Annotated in this window: 17 protein-coding genes; 16 read left to right on the forward strand and 1 reads right to left on the reverse strand. The window is 38.0% G+C overall.

Annotated elements, in window-relative coordinates; all coding sequences use genetic code 11:
- Positions 1 to 27: 27 nt before the first annotated feature.
- From VJJ80_02825 to serS, 13 genes are all read left to right on the forward strand, one after another.
- Complete coding sequence (locus tag VJJ80_02825; GenBank protein ID HLC39025.1) at positions 28 to 3726, forward strand: S8 family serine peptidase; 3699 nt, start codon at positions 28 to 30, stop codon at positions 3724 to 3726.
- A 32-nt stretch (positions 3727 to 3758) separates the two neighbouring features.
- Positions 3759 to 4721, forward strand: coding sequence for an Ig-like domain-containing protein (locus VJJ80_02830; GenBank protein HLC39026.1), 963 nt, complete (start codon positions 3759 to 3761; stop codon positions 4719 to 4721).
- A gap of 54 nt (positions 4722 to 4775) precedes the next feature.
- Entirely contained in the window at positions 4776 to 6023 is a 1248-nt protein-coding gene (locus VJJ80_02835) for a cell division FtsA domain-containing protein (GenBank protein ID HLC39027.1), read from the forward strand.
- A gap of 10 nt (positions 6024 to 6033) precedes the next feature.
- Positions 6034 to 7731 carry a hypothetical protein gene (locus tag VJJ80_02840; GenBank protein ID HLC39028.1) on the forward strand — a complete coding sequence of 566 codons (1698 nt, stop codon included), beginning with the start codon at positions 6034 to 6036 and terminating at the stop codon, positions 7729 to 7731.
- A gap of 27 nt (positions 7732 to 7758) precedes the next feature.
- Positions 7759 to 8184 carry a Holliday junction resolvase RuvX gene (gene ruvX / locus VJJ80_02845; protein HLC39029.1) on the forward strand — a complete coding sequence of 142 codons (426 nt, stop codon included), beginning with the start codon at positions 7759 to 7761 and terminating at the stop codon, positions 8182 to 8184.
- Positions 8171 to 9283, forward strand: a complete 1113-nt coding sequence (gene mltG, locus VJJ80_02850) for an endolytic transglycosylase MltG (GenBank protein HLC39030.1) — start codon at positions 8171 to 8173, stop codon at positions 9281 to 9283. Before ruvX ends, mltG begins: the two co-directional genes overlap by 14 nt.
- Positions 9284 to 9529: 246 nt before the next feature.
- Positions 9530 to 10585 carry a rod shape-determining protein gene (locus VJJ80_02855; protein HLC39031.1) on the forward strand — a complete coding sequence of 352 codons (1056 nt, stop codon included), beginning with the start codon at positions 9530 to 9532 and terminating at the stop codon, positions 10583 to 10585.
- Between the two features lie 34 nt (positions 10586 to 10619).
- A complete protein-coding gene (gene mreC, locus VJJ80_02860) occupies positions 10620 to 11423 on the forward strand; it encodes a rod shape-determining protein MreC (protein HLC39032.1) in 804 nt (267 codons plus the stop codon).
- A gap of 7 nt (positions 11424 to 11430) precedes the next feature.
- Positions 11431 to 11955, forward strand: coding sequence for a hypothetical protein (locus VJJ80_02865; protein ID HLC39033.1), 525 nt, complete (start codon positions 11431 to 11433; stop codon positions 11953 to 11955).
- Positions 11956 to 11967: 12 nt separating this feature from the next.
- A complete protein-coding gene (gene mrdA / locus VJJ80_02870) occupies positions 11968 to 13896 on the forward strand; it encodes a penicillin-binding protein 2 (GenBank protein HLC39034.1) in 1929 nt (642 codons plus the stop codon).
- Positions 13897 to 14047: 151 nt separating this feature from the next.
- Entirely contained in the window at positions 14048 to 14500 is a 453-nt protein-coding gene (gene greA / locus VJJ80_02875; protein HLC39035.1) for a transcription elongation factor GreA, read from the forward strand.
- Between the two features lie 92 nt (positions 14501 to 14592).
- Entirely contained in the window at positions 14593 to 16152 is a 1560-nt protein-coding gene (gene lysS / locus VJJ80_02880; GenBank protein ID HLC39036.1) for a lysine--tRNA ligase, read from the forward strand.
- A 10-nt stretch (positions 16153 to 16162) separates the two neighbouring features.
- On the forward strand, positions 16163 to 17392 hold the full coding sequence (gene serS, locus VJJ80_02885; protein ID HLC39037.1) for a serine--tRNA ligase: 1230 nt from the start codon (positions 16163 to 16165) through the stop codon (positions 17390 to 17392).
- On the opposite strand, the gene VJJ80_02890 is transcribed toward serS, so the two are convergent.
- Positions 17393 to 17677: a hypothetical protein gene (locus VJJ80_02890; protein ID HLC39038.1), complete on the reverse strand. Its 285-nt coding sequence runs from the start codon at positions 17675 to 17677 to the stop codon at positions 17393 to 17395.
- A gap of 107 nt (positions 17678 to 17784) precedes the next feature.
- On the opposite strand from VJJ80_02890, the gene VJJ80_02895 reads away from it, so the two are divergent.
- From VJJ80_02895 to VJJ80_02905, 3 genes are all read left to right on the forward strand, one after another.
- Positions 17785 to 18099 carry an HPF/RaiA family ribosome-associated protein gene (locus tag VJJ80_02895; protein HLC39039.1) on the forward strand — a complete coding sequence of 105 codons (315 nt, stop codon included), beginning with the start codon at positions 17785 to 17787 and terminating at the stop codon, positions 18097 to 18099.
- Positions 18100 to 18178: 79 nt separating this feature from the next.
- Positions 18179 to 18532: a hypothetical protein gene (locus VJJ80_02900; protein HLC39040.1), complete on the forward strand. Its 354-nt coding sequence runs from the start codon at positions 18179 to 18181 to the stop codon at positions 18530 to 18532.
- A gap of 128 nt (positions 18533 to 18660) precedes the next feature.
- On the forward strand, positions 18661 to 18903 hold the full coding sequence (locus VJJ80_02905) for a hypothetical protein (GenBank protein ID HLC39041.1): 243 nt from the start codon (positions 18661 to 18663) through the stop codon (positions 18901 to 18903).
- Positions 18904 to 19263: the final 360 nt, after the last annotated feature.

The following is a 19263-nucleotide window of genomic DNA, read 5'->3' on the forward strand; positions in this document are numbered from 1 at the left end:
AGTATAAAGAGGGGCTGAAGGGAAAAAATGAATAAAGTAATTATTAAGATTTTTCAGATTTTTCTTATTTTTGTATTAATTTTTTCGTTTTCGTTTAAAGTTGGTTTGGCTAAAAATCAGAACTCGGACTCTAAAAAAGAACCAAGTAAAACCGATCAAAAAAAGCCGACTTTTGTTCCAGGCGAAATCATCGTCAAATTTAAAGAAAGCATTAATCCTAATAAAGATAAATCGCTCAAAGATTTGGAACAAAATTTAGGCGGTGAATCATGGCAATCGATTTTTAAGGGCAAAGCGAGCCAAAAATTAAATGTTTATAAAAAGAAAGTCATGGCTGGGTCAGAAGCCAAGGCAATCGAGAAATTATCTAAACATCCGGGGGTTGAATATGTCGAACTCAACCAAATAATCTACACGGAAATGATACCGAATGATCCTTTTTATTCTTCATCAGGTTCTTGGGGCCAGGGCTTTGACGACCTCTGGGGAATTAAGAAAATTCAACCAGAGTCAGCTTGGGATTTGGCGTTGGGAGAAGGAATAACTGTGGCAGTAGTTGACACTGGCGCAGATTATAATCATGAAGATTTGGCTCAAAATATTTGGAACAATCCCGGCGAAGTAGGCATAGATGCTAATGGTAATAATAAAAACAGCAATGGTCTTGATGACGACGGCAATGGCTATATTGACGATTGGCAGGGCTGGGATGCAAGTACTATCGTTACTCAACCTCGAGGATGGTCGTCTATGATCAGTGGCAGTAAAGAGCAGGATAATGATCCAATAGATGATAATGGTCACGGAACTCATGTTTCGGGCACGATCGCCGCGGTCGGCAATAATGGCGTGGGTGTAATTGGGGTAGCTCCAAAAGCCAAGATTATGCCGGTAAAATTTTTAACTAAAGATGGCGTAGGCACACATACGGATGCGGCTAATGCGCTAATTTACGCTGCCGAAAATGGTGCTGAGATTATTAATAATAGCTGGGGAGGGTCTTACAGCCGACTTGTTCATGACGCGATTAAATATGTTTATAGTGTGGGGCCAGTGATTGTTGCCGCTGCCGGTAACAGTAGCGAAGATAATCTTTATGACATTCCTTCTGGATTTCCTGAAGTAATTTCAGTTTCAGCGACTGATAATACTGATTCTTTAGCAGGGTTTTCTAGTTTTGGCAAGGTTGATGTTTCAGCGCCGGGTGTAGGCATTCTCTCATCTAAATCCTCCCTTGACGACTCAACTTATTTAAATGTGGGCGAAAAATATCGGGTTGCTTCCGGCACCTCAATGGCATCACCACATGTCGCGGGTTTAATTGCTTTAATCCTTGCCCAAAACTCAAATTTAACCAGTGAGGAAGTCAGGCAAGTTTTGGTAAAATCAGCCGACGACTTAGGAGCAACGGGTTTTGATCCTAATTTCGGTTTTGGTCGGATCAATGCTCAAAAAGCCTTAAATGAAACCTTGATGGGGCAGGCGGTAATTTTGGCACCAGTCGGTCATTTTGATGGGAATAGTGTCAATGTTTTTGGCACGGTCCAAGCCGCGAATTTTCAAGAATATTTGCTTGAGTATGGGGCAGGCGATTTGCCTCAAACTTGGATGGAAATTGTAACTTCCACAACTCCAAAAACTAATAATTTATTAGGCGCTTGGAATACCAGCGGTTTGGCTTTTGGCCGTTATACCATCAGACTAAAGGTAATTGATACCAGTGGCAATATTTATGAAAGTATGAACAGGGTTGATTATGGCGTCCCGCTTGAAATTTTTAACCTGGAGGCAGCTGTTTTTTCACCTACGGAGACAATAATTAACTGGAATACCAATCGTCAATCTTATAGTTGGGTAGAATATGGCAAAGACACAAACTATGGCAAGACGGCTTACCCTGATAGTGAGATTGCGGACTTTGCGGTTCAGCTTCTGGATTTAGAACCCAGCACTACTTATCATTATCGAATTATTGCTGATGAATTTGCCAAAGAAATATCCTCGCCAGATTATACTTTCACTACTCAAACGCCGTTTTTTTCAATTCAAAATGTTAATATTGCGCTAGAACCGCATCAGACCACAATTACTTGGGAGACTGACATCCCAACTACCGGTTTGGTTCAATATAACCGGACCTATTGGACAAAAAACTTGTATTATCAATATCGAAATGAAGCGGCAGACGCTAATCTATCCACCACTCATAGCGTGGTTTTATCTCAACTAGATGATAATCAGGAATATATTTTTATCATTAAATCTCAAGACCAAAATGGCAATGGCGCCACAACTTCGCCCACTTATTTTACCACCACCCAAGGTCAATATCCTCAAGTGATAAATTTTGTCAGTCAAAATCTAACCGAAAATAGCCTTGATCTTGTCTGGAATACTGATATTCCCTCTACGGCTGAAATTAGATTTCATGGCGCCAATGAAGTCGCGTACTACGATACAGTACAGCAAAATGATAATAATTTGGCCCAACATCATGAGAAAAATTTGACAGGATTAAAACCCTCAACCGTTTATTGGCTGACAATTGTCTCAATTTCTACTGACGGCAGTCGTTCTTATTACAACCCAGAAAATTTTAGAACTCCTGAGTCATCCCATATTAGCAACTTAGTGGTGCAGCCTCTTGACAGATCCGCGACTGTTAGTTGGACAACCGATATTCCAACTTACAGTCGAGTGTGGTACCAAGCTGGGGCGTTAGAGCTTTATAATTATCCGACTTCATATACAAGTTGGAGTTTAACGACAAATCATTCAATTACCTTGACCGGCTTATTGCCAGAAACTTTATACGGCTTTAAGGTTGAAAGTTTCGATGACAATAACAATGATTTTTTTCTAAATATTGGAGAATTTACTACTCTTCTATTAGATGATCAAGTTCCAACCGGTTTAATCAAAATTAACAATGATGCTTTATATGTAAACCAAACGGGAGTGACTCTTAATCTTACTGCCACAGATAATGTTAGTGTGACCGAAATGCAATTTTCCAACAATGGAACGATATTTAATTCTTGGGAGCCTTATTCTGCGAGTAAAAATTGGATTTTAAGTTCCGGAGATGGCTTAAAAACGGTTTATGTGCGATTTCGTGATGCTTCAGGTAATATCTCAACTACTTATTCTGACAGCATTTGGCTAGATACCACACAGCCCTCTAATGGTTTGGTTATAATCAACAATAACGCGGTCTATGCTACTTCAAGCGTTGTTGCTTTAACCCTTTCGGCTCAAGATAATGTTGGTGTAACCGAGATGCAGTTTTGCACTGATGAGGGTTATGTTTGCCGTTCTGACGCATGGGAGCCATATTCAACTACCAAATTTTGGACTTTCTATAATGGCGATGGGATAAAAACAATTTTTGTTCGTTTTCGCGATGCCGCTGGCAATATCTCACAAACTTACAATGATACGATTTCAATTGACACCACGGCGCCCACAGGTTCGATTTTAATCAATAATGGTGCTGTCTCCACCAAAACTCGTTATGTCACTTTAAATCTTTCTGCTTCTGATAACCTAGGCGGAACAGTGCAGATGAGATTTTCAAATGACAACATCACCTGGACTTCTTGGGAAAACTTTGCCTCGACAAAGAAATGGACTTTAACTACTGGCAAAGGTAGTAAAACAGTTTACGTTCAGTATCGTGACGCCGCCGGCAACATTACCATTTTTTCGGATTCAATAAAGTATTAAGATAAAATTATTGTATTAAAACAGGAGGAAAAATGTTTAAAAAAATAATTATTGGAATTTTGGTTTTGGGGTTGAGTTTTCCTCAAATTATTTTTGCAACTTCAAGCCAAAAAAATATCTATGATTCGCAGGGAACTTATGTAGGATATAGCAAAATATGGTCGGATAAAGACTCAGCCTTGGCTAATGGTTCTGAAATTATTAAGATAAACGGTGGTGTTTGGATTGTGAGCACAGAATGTCCAAGTGCGCCTTGCTATTGGCCTCCGGGCGGAGGTCATAAGTATAGAATTTTAGTTTCTGGTTCAGGAAATTCGATTTCTCCTTCAGAAATAACGAGCGGTGATGTAATTTTTCAACTTTCATCTACGGTGGCTGACACTAAAACCATAACTCTCCAAAATTGGCAAATGACAGACTGGGCTACAGATGCTTCAATTCAAATAACTTTTACTTCTGCTACTCAACCCAAATCCACCACCACGACCACCTCTGCCCCTGCCACTGTTCAAAAACCATCAGCACCTGCCATTTCTGCTATTAATGGCAATGCCCTGTCAGAAAACAAGACATATAATAAAACTTTAAGGCAAGGCCAAAAAATCACTTTTTCTGGCAAAACATCAGTCAATTCAACTGTTAAATTATATATCTACTCCGATCCGATTACCGCAGAGGTCAAATCAGATAAAGACGGTAATTGGTTGTACACTTTAACCCAAGATCTAGCAATTGGCGAGCATCGTGTCGAAGCTGAAGTCACTGACGCCAATAGTCAAAAATCTGATAAGGTAGAAATTGCTAAGTTTACCATTAAACCCAAAATTGAAACACCGGCATCAACTTCAACCAATATCCCCACTTTTATTTTCAGCACTTTAACCTATGGTTTATTTGGTTTAGTTTTAGTTTTGATGGGAATTTTGATTTATTTAATTATTAAAAGAAAAAAGAAAGTTGGAAATTCAAATATTCCATCGAATCCTGTAGTTTAAAATAATTAAAGGAATATTAAAGCTGTTTTAGCATAAATTTTATTGAGGGGCAAATTGGCACTATTCGATTTTCTAAAACCTAACAAGGGAAATTTTGGCTTAGTTTTAGATATTGGCACCGAATTTATTAAAGCTCTAATTTTTGAAATTAAAGGCGATGAAGCGGAAATTTTGGGTGTCGCCCGGGTGAGGCAGAAATTAACGGAAATGCGCGGCGGCGTAGTTTTGGATATTGAGGGAGTGATAAAAAATTCTCAAGAAGCGATTGCCAGAGCCGAAGAAATGGCAAAAGCAACTGCCACTCAAGTGATTGTCGGCATTGCTGGAGAATTGGTTAAAGGCACGACCACCACGGTTCATTATTCTCGCGCCAAAGCTAAAGAAAAAATTACCTATGCGGAGTTGAGAAATATCGTTGATAAGGTGCAGCGGCGTGCTTTTGATAAAGTTCGCGAATCGCTTTCTTTTGAAACTGGGCATGCAGAAATTGATGTCAAATTAGTTAATGCTGCAATCGTGGATGTTAAAATTGATGGGTACCGCGTCACTAACCCTTTGGGTTTCCAAGGAAAAGATGTCTCGGTCTCGGTTTTTAACGCTTTTGCGCCGATTGTGCATTTAGGGGCATTGCAAACAATCACTGAAGAATTGGGTTTAGATTTAATTGCGATTGCGGCCGAGCCATATGCAGTCGCCAAAGCAGTCGGTTTGGATGATTCCTTGGATTTTTCCGCGATCTTTATGGATTTAGGCGGGGGAACCACCGATATTGCGGTGGTGAGAAATGGCGGCTTGGAAGGGACAAAAATGATTGCCATTGGTGGCCGTTCATTTACTAAACGATTATCACAAAATTTGAGCATTTCTTTTGAGATGGCTGAAGAGATGAAAATTAGTTATTCAAATGGTTTTTTGGAAGGAAAATCTGCTGGCAGGGTCAAGAAAGCATTTTTGCCTGATTGCAAGGTTTGGCTTTCTGGAGTAGAATTAACATTAGAGGAGTTTTCTGATGATTTATTACCTTCTCGTATTTTGTTATGCGGTGGTGCTTCGGCTTTGCCAGAAATTAAATATATCTTAGAAACTGACGATTGGTATAAAAGGTTGGCTTTTGCGAAAAAACCAACCATAGAATTTATTCATACCGAGGACGTGGCAAGAATTAAGGATTTGACTCGTCGTTTACAAAATCCACAAGACATTACGCCCATGGCATTAGCCAATACCGCTTTAGATTTTACCGGACCAGAAAATATTGTGGACGGGATATTAAACAAGGTGGTGAAATCATTAAGAGAATAAAGGAGGAGGTTTGGAAAAAGTCCTATATTTAGAACCTGACGAAGAGATAACTTCGGTAATTGACCGGATGGAAAAAATTTCCTCAAACACCGTGGCTTTGGTTCTTCCTCGTAATGCGGTCGTGGCGCAAAGCCTGGTTAATTTGAAATTACTTAAAAAAGAAGCGGCCAGACTTAATAAAAAAATTGCCCTAATTACGACTGATAGGGTTGGCATAAATTTAGCTGAGCAATTGGGCATAAGGGTTTCCGATAAGTTGGATCGAGAATTTTTAGAACCAGAAGAAACCGGCTTAGATGATGAGGAAGAGAAAACTGAGAAGGCTGAAGAAAAAACCGAGGAAGCTGAAAAAAATGTTGCTTTTGAGCCTTCAGAGGAATTATTGGTAGATACCACCAAGTCTAAAGCTTTCCCAGAGCCAGCCAAGTCCGACTTAAAAACTAAACCTCTTGATCATAAACCTGAGGTTCATCCGCAATTTGCCAAAGCCGGCACGAAAGTGGCTGATTTTTCTGGGAAGCGTAAATTTAAATTTAATAAAAAATTATTGATTTTTGGATTAATTTTCAGCGTTTTTGTGTTAGCATTTGTCGCCTTTTTATTCTTGCCTCGCGCAAAAGTTAGTTTGATTGTAAAAACTGAAGCTTTTAATCATAGCTTTGATTTTACTGCTGATAAAGCTTTAGTAGATGTGGATTTGCCAAAAAGCTCTATTCCGGCAAAATTAACCGAAACAAGTCTGGAAAAAGAATCAAAAGCGACTGCGACTGGTACCAAAGAAATTGGAGCAAAAGCCTCAGGAACAGTGCGTATTTATAATAGTTATGATTCTGATGCCCAAGTTTTAAATGCCGGCGCCAGCTTGACAAAAAACGGCAAGGTTTTTAGAACCACCGCACGAGTGACAGTGCCCGGTTTTACACTTGAAGCTGGAGTCCCGGTTCCTGGAGTAGCGAATGCCTCAATTCAAGCAGACAAAGAAGGCGATAGCTATAATGTGGCGGCAGGGAAATTTTCTGTGTCAGGTTTCCCCTCTGATAAATTTTATGGACAATCGAGTGCGGCGATGGCGGGTGGCTATTCAAAAATTGTGACCGTGGTCAGTCAGTCTGACATTGATAAAATAAAAAAATCAGTTGGTGATGCCGCTTTGGTTGATGCTAAAAATGCTTTAAAAGAAAAAATTGATCCAGAATATGATTTTATTGAATCAGGGATTGAGACTTCAGAAACCCAATTTACAAGCTCGGCTAAAGTTTCAGATCAGGTTTCAGAATTTACGGTGAAGATAAAATATAAAGCGCAGGCTTTGATTTTTAAGAAAACTGATTTTGAAAAAGTCGCTCAAGATAATTTTAAGACCAAGGTGACTTCGCAACAAAAAGAATTGGTGGAAATGGATTATACAAAATTGTCGAAAGCAGTAAAAAGCCAAGATTTAAATAAAGGCGAAATGGTGGTTACGGTTTCAGGTGTCGGATATATCGGACCAAAACTAGACGAAAAAACCTTAAAATTAAATTTAATCGGCAAAGATCGCATTAAATCAGAACAATATTTAACGAGTTTTGTGGAAGTTGAATCAGCTCAGGTTGAATTATGGCCATTTTGGGTGAAAAAAGTACCATCATTAGATGATAATATAAAGATTAATGTTGAATATCAGAATCCGGCACCGACCGAATCTACTTCCACTAAAAACAAATAGCGAGATTTGTAGTTTGGACTGGGAATAATGGAAAAACTTGAATCTATATTAGGGATTGATCTGGGCGAAAAAAGGGTTGGTTTGGCAATGGCAAAATCTGGAATTGCTTTTGAGTATAAAACAATTAATTTTAATAATCTGTCTGAGCTGATAGAACAAATTGTGAAAATTTGCCAAGACGAGAAAATTGAAAAAATCATTTTAGGGGTCGCAAAAAATCGAGAAGGAGAGATTGGTTTTCAGGCGAATTTACAACTTGATTTTAAAAACCAACTCGAGAAAGCCGTAAAGTTGTCGGTTTTGATAATTTCAGAACTTTACACCACCAAAGAGGCCCGTCGGATTTTGACGGAGATGGGTTTGGGTGAAGACAAAATTAAAGCCAGGCTTGATGCGAAAGCCGCCCAATTGATATTAGAATCATATTTAGAAAAAAATAATGCCACAAATTGACACTTTAAGACCCAAAAAACAAACTTTTCCTCCTCGTCTTCTTCCCCCTCATCCTCCCAAAAAACGCACTGGTTGTTTAAAAGGAGGGATTTTTATTTTATTGGCCGTATTGTTGATTGGTGGAAGTGCCGGATGGCTGGGACACCAAATTAAAATTCCTAAAACATTAGCCGAGCCAGTTGATTTTACAGTTCAAAAAGGTGATTCCGTGGATGTGATTTCTCGTAATTTAGAAAAATCAGGCTTAATCGACTACCCGTTCGTTTTTAAAATATATTTAGTTTTAAGCAACCAGTCTTCGAATTTGAAAGCGGGCAGTTTTCATTTTGCCGATTCGGTAGATATTCCGCAAATTGTAAGAATAATTTCAGCTGGTGAAATCGCGAAAAATCAAGTCACTATTGTTGAGGGCATGAGAAGAGAAGAAATTGCGAAGTTTTTAGAAAGTCGTGGTTTAATTAAAGCTAAAGATTTTATTTTGGCGACAGATAGTCCGGCAGATAAATCGAAATATCCCTTTTTGGCCAGCCTAGATTCTAGCGATTCTCTGGAGGGATTTCTTTTTCCAGATACTTATCAATTGGGAGAAAAACCAACAGCTCAGCTTTTGGTAGAAAAAATGTTGACTAATTTTGAAGATAAATACAATTTGGAATTTGCCAATTTGCTAAAAAATCAAGATTTAAGTTTGCCAGAAGTAGTAAATTTGGCCTCAATAATCGAAAGAGAAGTTTCAAAGCCGAGCGAAAGAGCGACCGTGGCGGGAATTTATTTTAATCGATTAAATATCGAGATGAAATTGCAAGCTGATCCCACAATTCAATATGCTAAAGATACTCAAACACCACCGGCGAAATACTTAGATTATTGGGCAGAAATTACTATGGCTGATTATCGACAGGTTATTTCAAAATATAACACGTATTTACATTTAGGTTTGCCGCCAGGACCGATTTGTAATCCAAGTTTATCCTCAATTGAAGCAGTTTTGAAGCCAAAAAAATCAGATTATTATTACTTTTTTACGACTAACGGAGATATATATTATAGTAAAACTCTTGAAGAACACGAGCAGAAGCAAACTCAATATTTGAAATAAATTTTAACATACTTTACAATTTAGAAAATAATTAGATATGTGGGGGCTAACCCCCTTTTAATTTAATGAATTTTTTGAGATAATAATAAAGAATAAAATCCTAAATCCGAAATTCTAAACAAATCCAAAATTCAATTATTAAATTTCACAACCGTAAAGATTCAAAATTTTGGAAATTAGAATTTATTTGGAGTTTGTCTGCTAAACGGCGGATTAGAAATTAAAATTTGACGCTGGAGGCGTTTAATGATATTTGATCGTTTTTTAGGTTCTTTTTCGCACGATATTGGCATTGATTTGGGTACCTGCAATACCTTAGTTTATGTTAAAGGAAAAGGAATTGTAGTCAAGGAATCGTCAGTGGTGGCGATCAATACTAAAACCAAACTAATTTTGGCGATTGGTGATGAGGCCCAAAAGATGGTAGGTCGTACCCCAGCCCACATTGTGGCGATTAAGCCTTTGATTGATGGCGTGGTTTCAGATTTTGAAGTGACTGAAGAAATGTTAAAATATTTTATTGAAAAAGTGCACCGGCGTACCTTTGCTTTTTTACCTCGTCCTCGAGTGGTGATAGGAATTCCTTATGGTGTCACCGAAGTTGAAAGGCGGGCAGTTGAGGAGGCGGCGATGAATGCGGGCGCGAGACAAGTATTTTTGATTGAAGAACCGATGGCAGCCGCAATTGGGGCAAGGTTGCCGGTTCAGGAAGCGGCCGGGAATATGGTGATTGATATTGGTGGTGGCACCACGGAAGTGGCAGTCATTAGTTTGGGTGGGATTGTGGCTTCGAGATCTTTGCGAATTGCCGGCAACGAACTTAATGATGATATTATTCAATATGCCCGTGAACATTTTAACCTTTTATTAGGCGAAAGAACCTCGGAAGCGATTAAAATAAATATCGGTTCCGCTTATCCTCAAACTGAAAAAAAGACGGTGAAATTAAAAGGCCGAGATTTAATCACGGGTTTGCCAAAAGAAATTGTCGCCACTGATGAGCAGATTAGAACCGCAATTTCAGGATCAGTTCGAAAAATTGTTGACGCGGCAAAAACCACCCTCGAAGAAACCCCTCCAGAATTACTGGCTGATATTATGGATCGGGGAATTGTTTTAACTGGTGGCGGCGCTTTATTAAAGGGTTTGGATACTTTTATTTCGAAATCAACACAAACTAAAGTCTATATTGCTGATGATCCCTTAACTTCAGTGGTGCGGGGTGCCGGTTTGGTACTTGAAGATATTGATACTCTAAAAGACGTGCTCTTGCCTTCAGAACATCAAAGAATGCCAATGTAATTAGCATTTATTATTTTGAAACCTTGGGATAATTATGAAATTAACTTTAGATAAAATTTTAATTTCAATTTTAGCGTTGGTGATAATTGCGTCTTTAATTATTCCCAAAAAATATTTTCTAACACCTGTCAAAGGTGCGGCAATGACGGTTTTGGCACCGATTCAAAAAATAGTTTCAGGCTCTGGTAAATCGATTTATGATTTTTTCTCAACAATCTCTAAAATCTCGCGATTAGCGAAAGAAAATGATCAACTTCGATTAGAAAAAGACCGCTTGGTTGAAAAAAACACCGCTTTAGTTGAAGCTCAAAAAGAAAATGAAATTTTACGTTCAGAGTTGAATTTTCGAAATTCTAATCCATATAAATTATTACCCGTCAATGTGATTGGAAAAGATCCAACAAATGTCCAGGAATCTTTAACAATTGATGCCGGCACGAAGGATGGCTTGAAAGAAGGCATGCCAGTGGTAAGCGCCGGAATATTAGTGGGAAAAATTTCTGAGGTTCATTATACTTCTTCGAACGTTCTTTTGGTAACTAATCCAAATAGCGTAGTAAATGCAATGTTGCAAGAAAGTCGGGCATATGGTTTGGTGCGAGGTGAGTTGGGCTTTGGTTTAGTAATGGAATCAATTCCGCAAGAAACTAAAATTAATGTTGGTGACCGCGTCATTACTTCTGGGCTGGGAGGGATTTTTCCAAAAGGATTAATTATTGGTCAAGTTTTAGAAATTATTTCTAAACAAGGTGATATTTTTAAATCCGCCAGCCTTAAGCCAGACCTTGATTTGTCCAAACTCGAAATTGCCTTTGTCATATTAGGAGTTCAAGAATAGGAGGCATTTGAAAGATTGGCCATTAAATTTAATCCTGATTATATTTGCGGCTATTTTGCAAACAACTATTATGCATTATTTCTCGATTAAATTTGGTATTGCCAATATTATTTTGTGTGTATTCGTAATATTGCTGTTTTTTAAATATCGGAAAATTGCGTTATTATGGGTAGTGGTCGGAGGAATAATTTTAGATTTATTGTCTTCGAGTCCGGCCGGTCTTTATTTTTTTGGATTTTTGATAATTTATTTAGCCATTGCCCAGTTTTTAAAGAATACTGATTTAGAAGAAATTTTAGCCTTGTTGGTTTTGGAAGTTTTAGCCTCTTTAGTATTTGATATATTCTTCTTAATATATTTGAGAATTTGGGGTCAAATAATTCCCATAAATATATTTTTGAATCTGGCAATTTTTGATGGCATATTAAATATTATTTTAACCATCTTTATCTATTTACTAGTGATATTTTTCCAAAAACGTTTTTCGCGTCGCCGTAAAAATCAGATTTTTCTTGCCAGCTATATTAAATAATAAAATAAAATTATGGATATATTTGATTATTTTGATCGAAAAATTTTAGGTGATCATAAAACTCGAACCATCAAAAGAGATTTTGACGAGATTGGTGATTTAGCAGGTGATGACAGCGCTTTATCAGATGTCAAAAAGTCTCAACATTTTTATTTATTTTATTTAATCATCATCGCGGTTTTTGTGGTTTTGGTGTATCGGCTTTGGAATTTGCAACTTACACAAGGAGCCCATTTTCGGTACTTATCTGAGGGTAACCGTATTCGAACCACGGTCACAACCTCAACTCGAGGAGTAATTTATGATCAGGGTGGCAATATTTTAGTTTCAAATGTGCCTTCATTTGTACTTCAGGTGACACCCCAAGATTTGCCTAAAAAACAAGCCGATAAAAATGCTTTAATTCAAAAAGTCGCCAAAGCAACCGGCATTACTGCTTTGGAAATCTCAAATAAAATTAAACCAGAATTAGCTGAGCCGCAAGTTTTAGTGGAAAATATTGAACGAGAGAAAGCTTTGGCTTGGAAGGAGCAATTAGCAAATTTAGCCGCTTTCAGCGTTGAAGAAAGAGCTACCAGGCAATACAAATCTGAAGCAGCCTTAGCACATATATTGGGATATGTGGGTAAAATTAATCAAAAAGAATATGATGAACTTGGATCGCAGGGTTACACGATGTTGGATTTAATCGGTAAAACTGGTTTAGAAAATTTTTATGAAAAAGAACTCAAAGGGAAAAATGGTAAAAAACAGGTTGAAGTTGATGCCATGGGTAAAATTTCAAGAATTTTAGCACAATCAAATCCCGAGGCTGGCAATAGTTTAGTTTTGAATTTGGATTTAGGATTACAGAAAAAAATGACAAGCGTTCTCGAAAAAGCCGTCACCAATTCCAAAAGTACCGGTGCGGCCGCGGTCGCGATTAATCCACAAAATGGGGCAGTTTTAGGAATGGTATCTGTGCCAAGTTTTGATAATAATATTTTTACTACCCAAAGCTCTCAACAATTTGCACCACAATATCAGCAATTAATCACTGATCCCAAAAAACCTTTATATAATCGGGCAATTTCAGGAGTTTATCCACCCGGTTCAACCATCAAAATGCTAGTCGGATCCGCCGGTTTGCAAGAAGGGGTGATTAATGTAAATACGCATTTATTCGCCCAAGAAGCAATTTTGGTGCCGAATAAATATGATCCCTCGATTGTGTATCGATTTCCAGATTGGAAACCTGGCGGCCATGGTTATGTCAATGTGATTTCGTCAATTGCCAAAAGTTGTGACGTTTTTTTCTATGCTGTTGGAGGCGGTTATGAACAAATTTCAGGATTGGGAATTGATAAACTTTACCAATATTTTAAAAAGTATGGTCTAGGTGATAAGACTGGTATCGATTTGGCAGGTGAGAATTCTGGGTTAGCGCCAAATCCTGATTGGAAGAAAAAAGCCAAAAAAGAAGATTGGTATTTTGGCGATACCTACCATGTTTCAATTGGACAAGGCGATTTATTGGTAACGCCAATCCAATTGGCCGATTATGTGGCGGCAGTGGCAAATGGTGGGAGTTTACTTAAACCACATTTAATTTGGAAAATCCAAGATTCTGAAGGCAATGTCATCAAAGAATATACGAAAGATGTTAAAACTGCCAACATTGTCTCTCCAGAAAATATGGAAATTATTCGTCGTGGGATGAGAGAAGCCGTCACCTCAGGAACTGCAAAAATATTAAGTGCTTTGCCGGTTTCATCGGCTGGAAAAACTGGGACAGCTCAATTTGATAATAATGCCAAAACTCACTCGTGGTTTGCTTCTTTCGCCCCATACGATAATCCGACAATCGCTTTAGTGGTTTTAGCTGAAGGTGGCGGTGAAGGTCATGAAGTGGCGGCACCAGCTGCCAAAGAAATTTTACAGTATTATTTCAGCAGAAAATAAGTTAAAATTTAGGTTTGGGCTACTTGACAAATATTATTCAGTTTTTTACAATTTGTTCATATAGGAGAAAAAGGGGGGTATTTTTATCCTAAAATTAATATCAAACCCTTCTAAATCAGCTCGTCTCGGGGCTCTTTTTAAAAGGAAAACAATGAAAAACGTGATTACAAAACAAGGCTTAGATCGGCTTAAAAAGGAATTAGATTATTTAAAAAAAATTAGAAGAAGGGAAGTTGCCAATCAGATTCGTGAAGCTCAAGAATGGGGCGATTATTCTGAAAATGGCGAACTTGACGAGGCTCGGCAAGAACAGGCAATTGTGGAAGCTAAAATTCAAGAATTGAGTTTTTTGGTTAAAAATTCCCAAATTATCAATGAATCATCAAAGGAGATTGTCGAACCTGGTTGCCAAGTGGTTTTATTGTCTGGTGAAGAAAAATTTGAATACACAATTGTGGGATCGGCTGAGACTGATCCGGCAAATGGTAAAATTTCAACCGATTCTCCGTTAGGCATGGCCTTGGCTGGCAGGACACGCGGCGAAAAGATTTCCTTAGACACGATTTCTGGTCCAGCTGAATATATTATTCAAGAAATTAGATAAATATAACATATTTTCAAAATTTGGGCTTAATTCTAGCCCATTTTTTGAATTTTGTGGTATAATAAGATTAATTTTAACACTAAAGGAGTTTGATGTTTTGGGTTGATGAAATTATTGAAGACATTATCAAAAAAATTCCCAAAAATGACTATTTGATTACTGATTGGACAACTCCATCCGGACACGCACATATTGGGTCATTGCGAGGGGTGGTAATTCATGATTTGGTGCGCCAAGGATTAACTGAAAGGCAGAAAACAGTGGTTTTCCAATATGGTTTTGATGATTTTGACCCGATGGACGGCCTGCCAATATACATTGATTCATCTTGGAAAAAATATATGGGTATGCCGTTATCGAAGGTGCCGGCACCTGATGGAAAATCGGAAAGTTTTGCCGAGCAATATTTGCAGGAATTTTATTCAGCGATAAAGACCTTGGGAATTAATCCTAAAATTGTTAAAACCTCAAAGTTATATGCTGAGGGTAAATTTGATCCGGCAATAAAATTGGTTTTAGATAATGCGGACAAAATTCGCCAAATGTACAAAAAAATTTCAGGTTCTGACAAGGGTGAAAATTGGCAGCCTTTGCAAGTGGTTTGCCCAAAATGCGGCAAAATTGGAACTACCAAAGTGACGGGTTGGGATGGAAAATTAGTTAAATTTGAATGTGTTGAAAATTTAGTGGATTGGGCTGAAGGCTGTGGTTTTGAGGGTGAAATTTCACCATTTGGTGGCAAGGCGAAAATGCCTTGGAAAGTGGAATGGCCGGCGAAGTGGGCTTTATTTGGTTCAGATATTGAAGGTGAAGGGAAAGATCATTTTGCGGCAGGCGGTTCGAGAGATATTGCCGATGAAATTTATCGAGAAGTTTTTAAAAAAACTTCGCCCTATGATATTAGGTATGAACATTTTTTGATTGGTGGGGCAAAAATGTCTTCTTCAAAAGGATTAGGAACGACCGCTAAGGAAATGGCTGATTTTTTGCCAGCGAATATTCTAAAATTTTTATTAGTTCGAACAAAATATAAAAGAACTATTGATTTTCATCCGGCGGGAGTGACAATTCCGGTTTTATTTGACGAATATGATCGATTGGCAGCTTTACATTATCAAGATTCAAAAGCGCCCCTGGCTCGAGCTTTTTATTTTGCGCAACTTGATCCGGCGGCTCCACATGCGCAATATTTATTGCGTTTTTCCAAAATTGCTTATATGCTCCAAATTCCGCATTTGAATATTTTTGAATATGCGGAAAATGAAAAAGGCGCAAAATTGACTGAAATTGAAAAGCTCGAGATTGAAAATCGGGTTCAGGTGGCGAAAAATTGGTTAGAAAAATTTGCACCCGAAGAATTTAAATTTACGATTTTAGAAAAATTACCGGAGCAGGCTCGAAATTTGAGCCAGAAACAGAGAGAATTTTTAGCCGGGGTCTTAAAATTATTAAAAGAGAAAAAAATATCAGCTGAAAAATTACATGAGCAGATTCACGAGCTTAAAAAAACTATGTCTATTGACCCCAGAGAAGCCTTCTCCGCGATTTATTTGATCTTTATCGGTAAAGATTCCGGTCCCCAAGCAGGTTGGTTTTTAACCAGCCTGGATCACGATTTCGTTATAAAAAGATTCGAAGAAGCGATAAAATAAAGGGAGTAAAATGTTGGACATAAAATTTATTAGAGACAATTTAGAAACAGTCAAAAAAGCTACCACGGATAAAGGTTATGAGGTGGATTTTGAGAAATTATTAAAAATTGATGATGAGCGGAAAAGATTATTGGTGGAAACCGAAGAATCGCGAGCGCAGAAAAATCAGCTCAAAAAAGAAGATGCTGAGAAGGGTCGGGAAATTAAGGAAACTCTAAAAAAATTAGATCCAAAACTGGCGGAAATTGAAAAAGAATTTATGGAATTAATGTATAAAGTTCCAAATCCGGCCTTAAAAGACGTCAAAGTTGGCAAAGATGAAAAAGATAATGAAATTATTAAAAAAGAAGGTAAAATTGAATTGAAAAAAGGCCGAGACCATTTAGAAATTGGCAAAGCTTTAGATTTAATTGATGTTGAAGCTGGCGCAAAAGCTTCGGGTTCGCGATTTGCATATTTAAAAAATCAAGCCGCGCAATTAGAATTAGCCTTAATTAATTTTGCGATGGAGATTTTGGTCAAAGAAGGATTTGCGCCAATAATCCCGCCGCAGATGTTAAAAACTCCAGTGGCAAGAGCGACTGGTTATTATGAAAGTGGCGAAGATGATTCTTTCCATTTGAAAGATGAAGATTTGGTGATGATTGGCACGTCAGAGCATTCAATTTTGGCATATCATAAAGAGACGATTTTTCGCGAAAAAGATTTGCCAAAACGATATGCCGGTTTTTCGACTTGTTTTCGTCGGGAAGCTGGTTCTTACGGTAAAGATGTCAAAGGGATTTTACGCGTACATCAATTTGATAAAGTGGAGATGGTCTCATTTGTAAAACCGGAAGAGTCGGAAAAAGAACTTCAATATTTATTATCTTTGGAAAAAGAAATTGTTCAGGCTCTAAAATTACCATATCAGGTGGTCAAAATGTGCACGGGTGATTTAGGACGACCCGCCGCTACCAAATATGATTTGGAAACTTGGATGCCTGGTCAGGAAAAATATCGGGAAACTCATTCAGTTTCAAACTGCACTGATTTTCAGGCTCGCCGTTTAAATATCAAATATGCCACTGCCGAAGGTGTGAAAAAATATCCACATATTTTGAATGGGACCGCGGTGGCAATTGGCAGAATGATTATTGCGATTTTGGAAAATTACCAACAAAAAGACGGCACTGTTTTGGTGCCGGCAGTGCTCCAAAAATATTGCGGTTTTAAAAAAATTGAAAAGCCCAAATCTTAATTAGGCAGCTCTTTTTTCCTCTTCTTCAACATCTTTTGCGGTTTTAGTAAAGTCTTCATTGGCGGTTCTCAGGAAAGGGCGATCATTTTTCAAATCAGATTCAGTGTCGGGTTTTGGTTGTTGAATTCTGGCATCTTTAGCTTTTCTGGCTTTTTCAAAAGCTGCTTTAGCTGATTGTCTAATTTCTTCTGGGCTTTTTGCCTCAGGATCTAATCCAGTTTTAGCTTCATCGATTGATTCTTGTCTAGATCCTACTTCTTCAGGTCCAGCTTCAATATTTTGCATTTTTTCCTCCTTATTTAAATATACTTTTTGAAGATAGGTTTGTCAAAACAATCTTGAATGGTGGTGGTATTTTTGGTATAATAAAAAACACTAGCAAAAGGAGCAAAATGAGATTAATAATTAGAGGCAAGGGACAATTTAAAGTTCCGGCAGATTTGGCAGAATATGCCAAAGAGAAAATTTTAAAATACGAAAAAAGACTGCCTAAAAGTTCGATATTGGAATTAGAATTAGAAGACAATAATGGCCAAAAAGGGGGTTTAGACAAAATTTGCCAATTAATAATGGTGATTCCTCATGAAAAAAATCCCATTCATTATTGTGAACGGTCAGAAAGCTTCCGAAAATCCATAGATTTAGTCTTGGAAAAATTAGAACGAGAAGTCGAAGAATACAAAGAAAAAAGAAAGCCATACTTCTAGATTCTTTGTGGGGGTGATGGTGGCACGATAGAGCCTAAGTCTATCGAGCTGACTAATTCCCACAAGGAGTGAATCGTGGATGAGGCGAACTGCTAGGACAAAGAGAAAGTTTGGTGATCCGAATTACCGTTTTTTATACTTTGACAAAAGTCGGGAATGTCGAGAAGCGAAAAGATTTATCGAAGCATTGGGCGTCGCTTATCATCTGCTTAATATCGCTGGCTATAAATCAGATCAGAAAGTACCATTTGTAATGGATTCGCGAGGCAACTCATGGCAAGGCTTAGAAGCGATAAAGACATATTGGGTTGCTTGGGCGTTGTCCGGCGATATTTCTACTGATGAAGAACAAATTATTCGGCAAAGAGCTAATGAACTTTTGCGGATTGATCGAATCGCTGAAAACTATTTTAGCACCATCCTGGAAATTTAAGTTAAAACCCAAAAGGGGTTGCATCGAGAATGACAACAGCGGCAAAAAGGGCAGTAAGGATTGGAAACCCTAATTATCGTACTTTGCATAGAGACGGCAGTGAGGAAAGCCGCAAAACAGAAGAATTTATGGACGATTTGGGAATAGCCTATGAAATTTGCGAATGCACTGGCAATTGTCCTTATGAAACACTGCCGTGTATTAGTTCAAAATTTGCATCCGGCGTCTATTGCGGTTTTCATACTATTATCACCAATTGGCAGTCTTGGACTGAAGGCGATGATATTTCTGACGAAGATAAACAAATCTTGGCAGAAAATGCCCGTTTCTTAATGGCTACCTGCCAGTTCTTAGCAACCATAACATCTTGAACCTACTTTTAAAAAACATCATTCGGCACTTGTGAAAACAAAGGAGTGAAGCCATATGGATGCAAGCCTGATTCCAATCATGCGGACCGCAATTATTCACCGAAGAGGACGATTAATTCAAAAGCTAAGGGAGCTTCGTCAGCGATTAGACCAATTAAATTTGAAGTTTCCTTCTACTCGAGATTATCGACACGATAATAATGAGGAGCCAGATTTATATCAGGGTTTTCTTCTGAGGGCATTTAATAAGGGTTGTCGAGATCGCCAACAATTTCTTTTTCGATTCTATTATTAGTCCGAAGGGACAAACCTATTCTATTTTCCTACCAACCTTTTCCCTTCGGCTTTTTTTATGGCATC

The sequence above is a fragment of the Patescibacteria group bacterium genome, assembly GCA_035288465.1.
GTDB lineage: Bacteria > Patescibacteriota > UBA1384 > DATEAH01 > DATEAH01 > DATEAH01.

Coding starts and splice junctions, on each gene's coding strand:
- mrdA (HLC39034.1), top strand. CDS start 11,968: ATGGATATATTTGATTATTTTGATCGAAAAATTTTAGGTGATCATAAA.
- mreC (HLC39032.1), top strand. CDS start 10,620: ATGAAATTAACTTTAGATAAAATTTTAATTTCAATTTTAGCGTTGGTG.
- VJJ80_02830 (HLC39026.1), top strand. CDS start 3,759: ATGTTTAAAAAAATAATTATTGGAATTTTGGTTTTGGGGTTGAGTTTT.
- VJJ80_02890 (HLC39038.1), bottom strand. CDS start 17,677: ATGCAAAATATTGAAGCTGGACCTGAAGAAGTAGGATCTAGACAAGAA.
- VJJ80_02825 (HLC39025.1), top strand. CDS start 28: ATGAATAAAGTAATTATTAAGATTTTTCAGATTTTTCTTATTTTTGTA.
- VJJ80_02895 (HLC39039.1), top strand. CDS start 17,785: ATGAGATTAATAATTAGAGGCAAGGGACAATTTAAAGTTCCGGCAGAT.
- serS (HLC39037.1), top strand. CDS start 16,163: ATGTTGGACATAAAATTTATTAGAGACAATTTAGAAACAGTCAAAAAA.
- lysS (HLC39036.1), top strand. CDS start 14,593: ATGTTTTGGGTTGATGAAATTATTGAAGACATTATCAAAAAAATTCCC.
- VJJ80_02900 (HLC39040.1), top strand. CDS start 18,179: ATGAGGCGAACTGCTAGGACAAAGAGAAAGTTTGGTGATCCGAATTAC.
- mltG (HLC39030.1), top strand. CDS start 8,171: ATGCCACAAATTGACACTTTAAGACCCAAAAAACAAACTTTTCCTCCT.
- VJJ80_02855 (HLC39031.1), top strand. CDS start 9,530: ATGATATTTGATCGTTTTTTAGGTTCTTTTTCGCACGATATTGGCATT.
- greA (HLC39035.1), top strand. CDS start 14,048: ATGAAAAACGTGATTACAAAACAAGGCTTAGATCGGCTTAAAAAGGAA.
- ruvX (HLC39029.1), top strand. CDS start 7,759: ATGGAAAAACTTGAATCTATATTAGGGATTGATCTGGGCGAAAAAAGG.
- VJJ80_02905 (HLC39041.1), top strand. CDS start 18,661: ATGGACGATTTGGGAATAGCCTATGAAATTTGCGAATGCACTGGCAAT.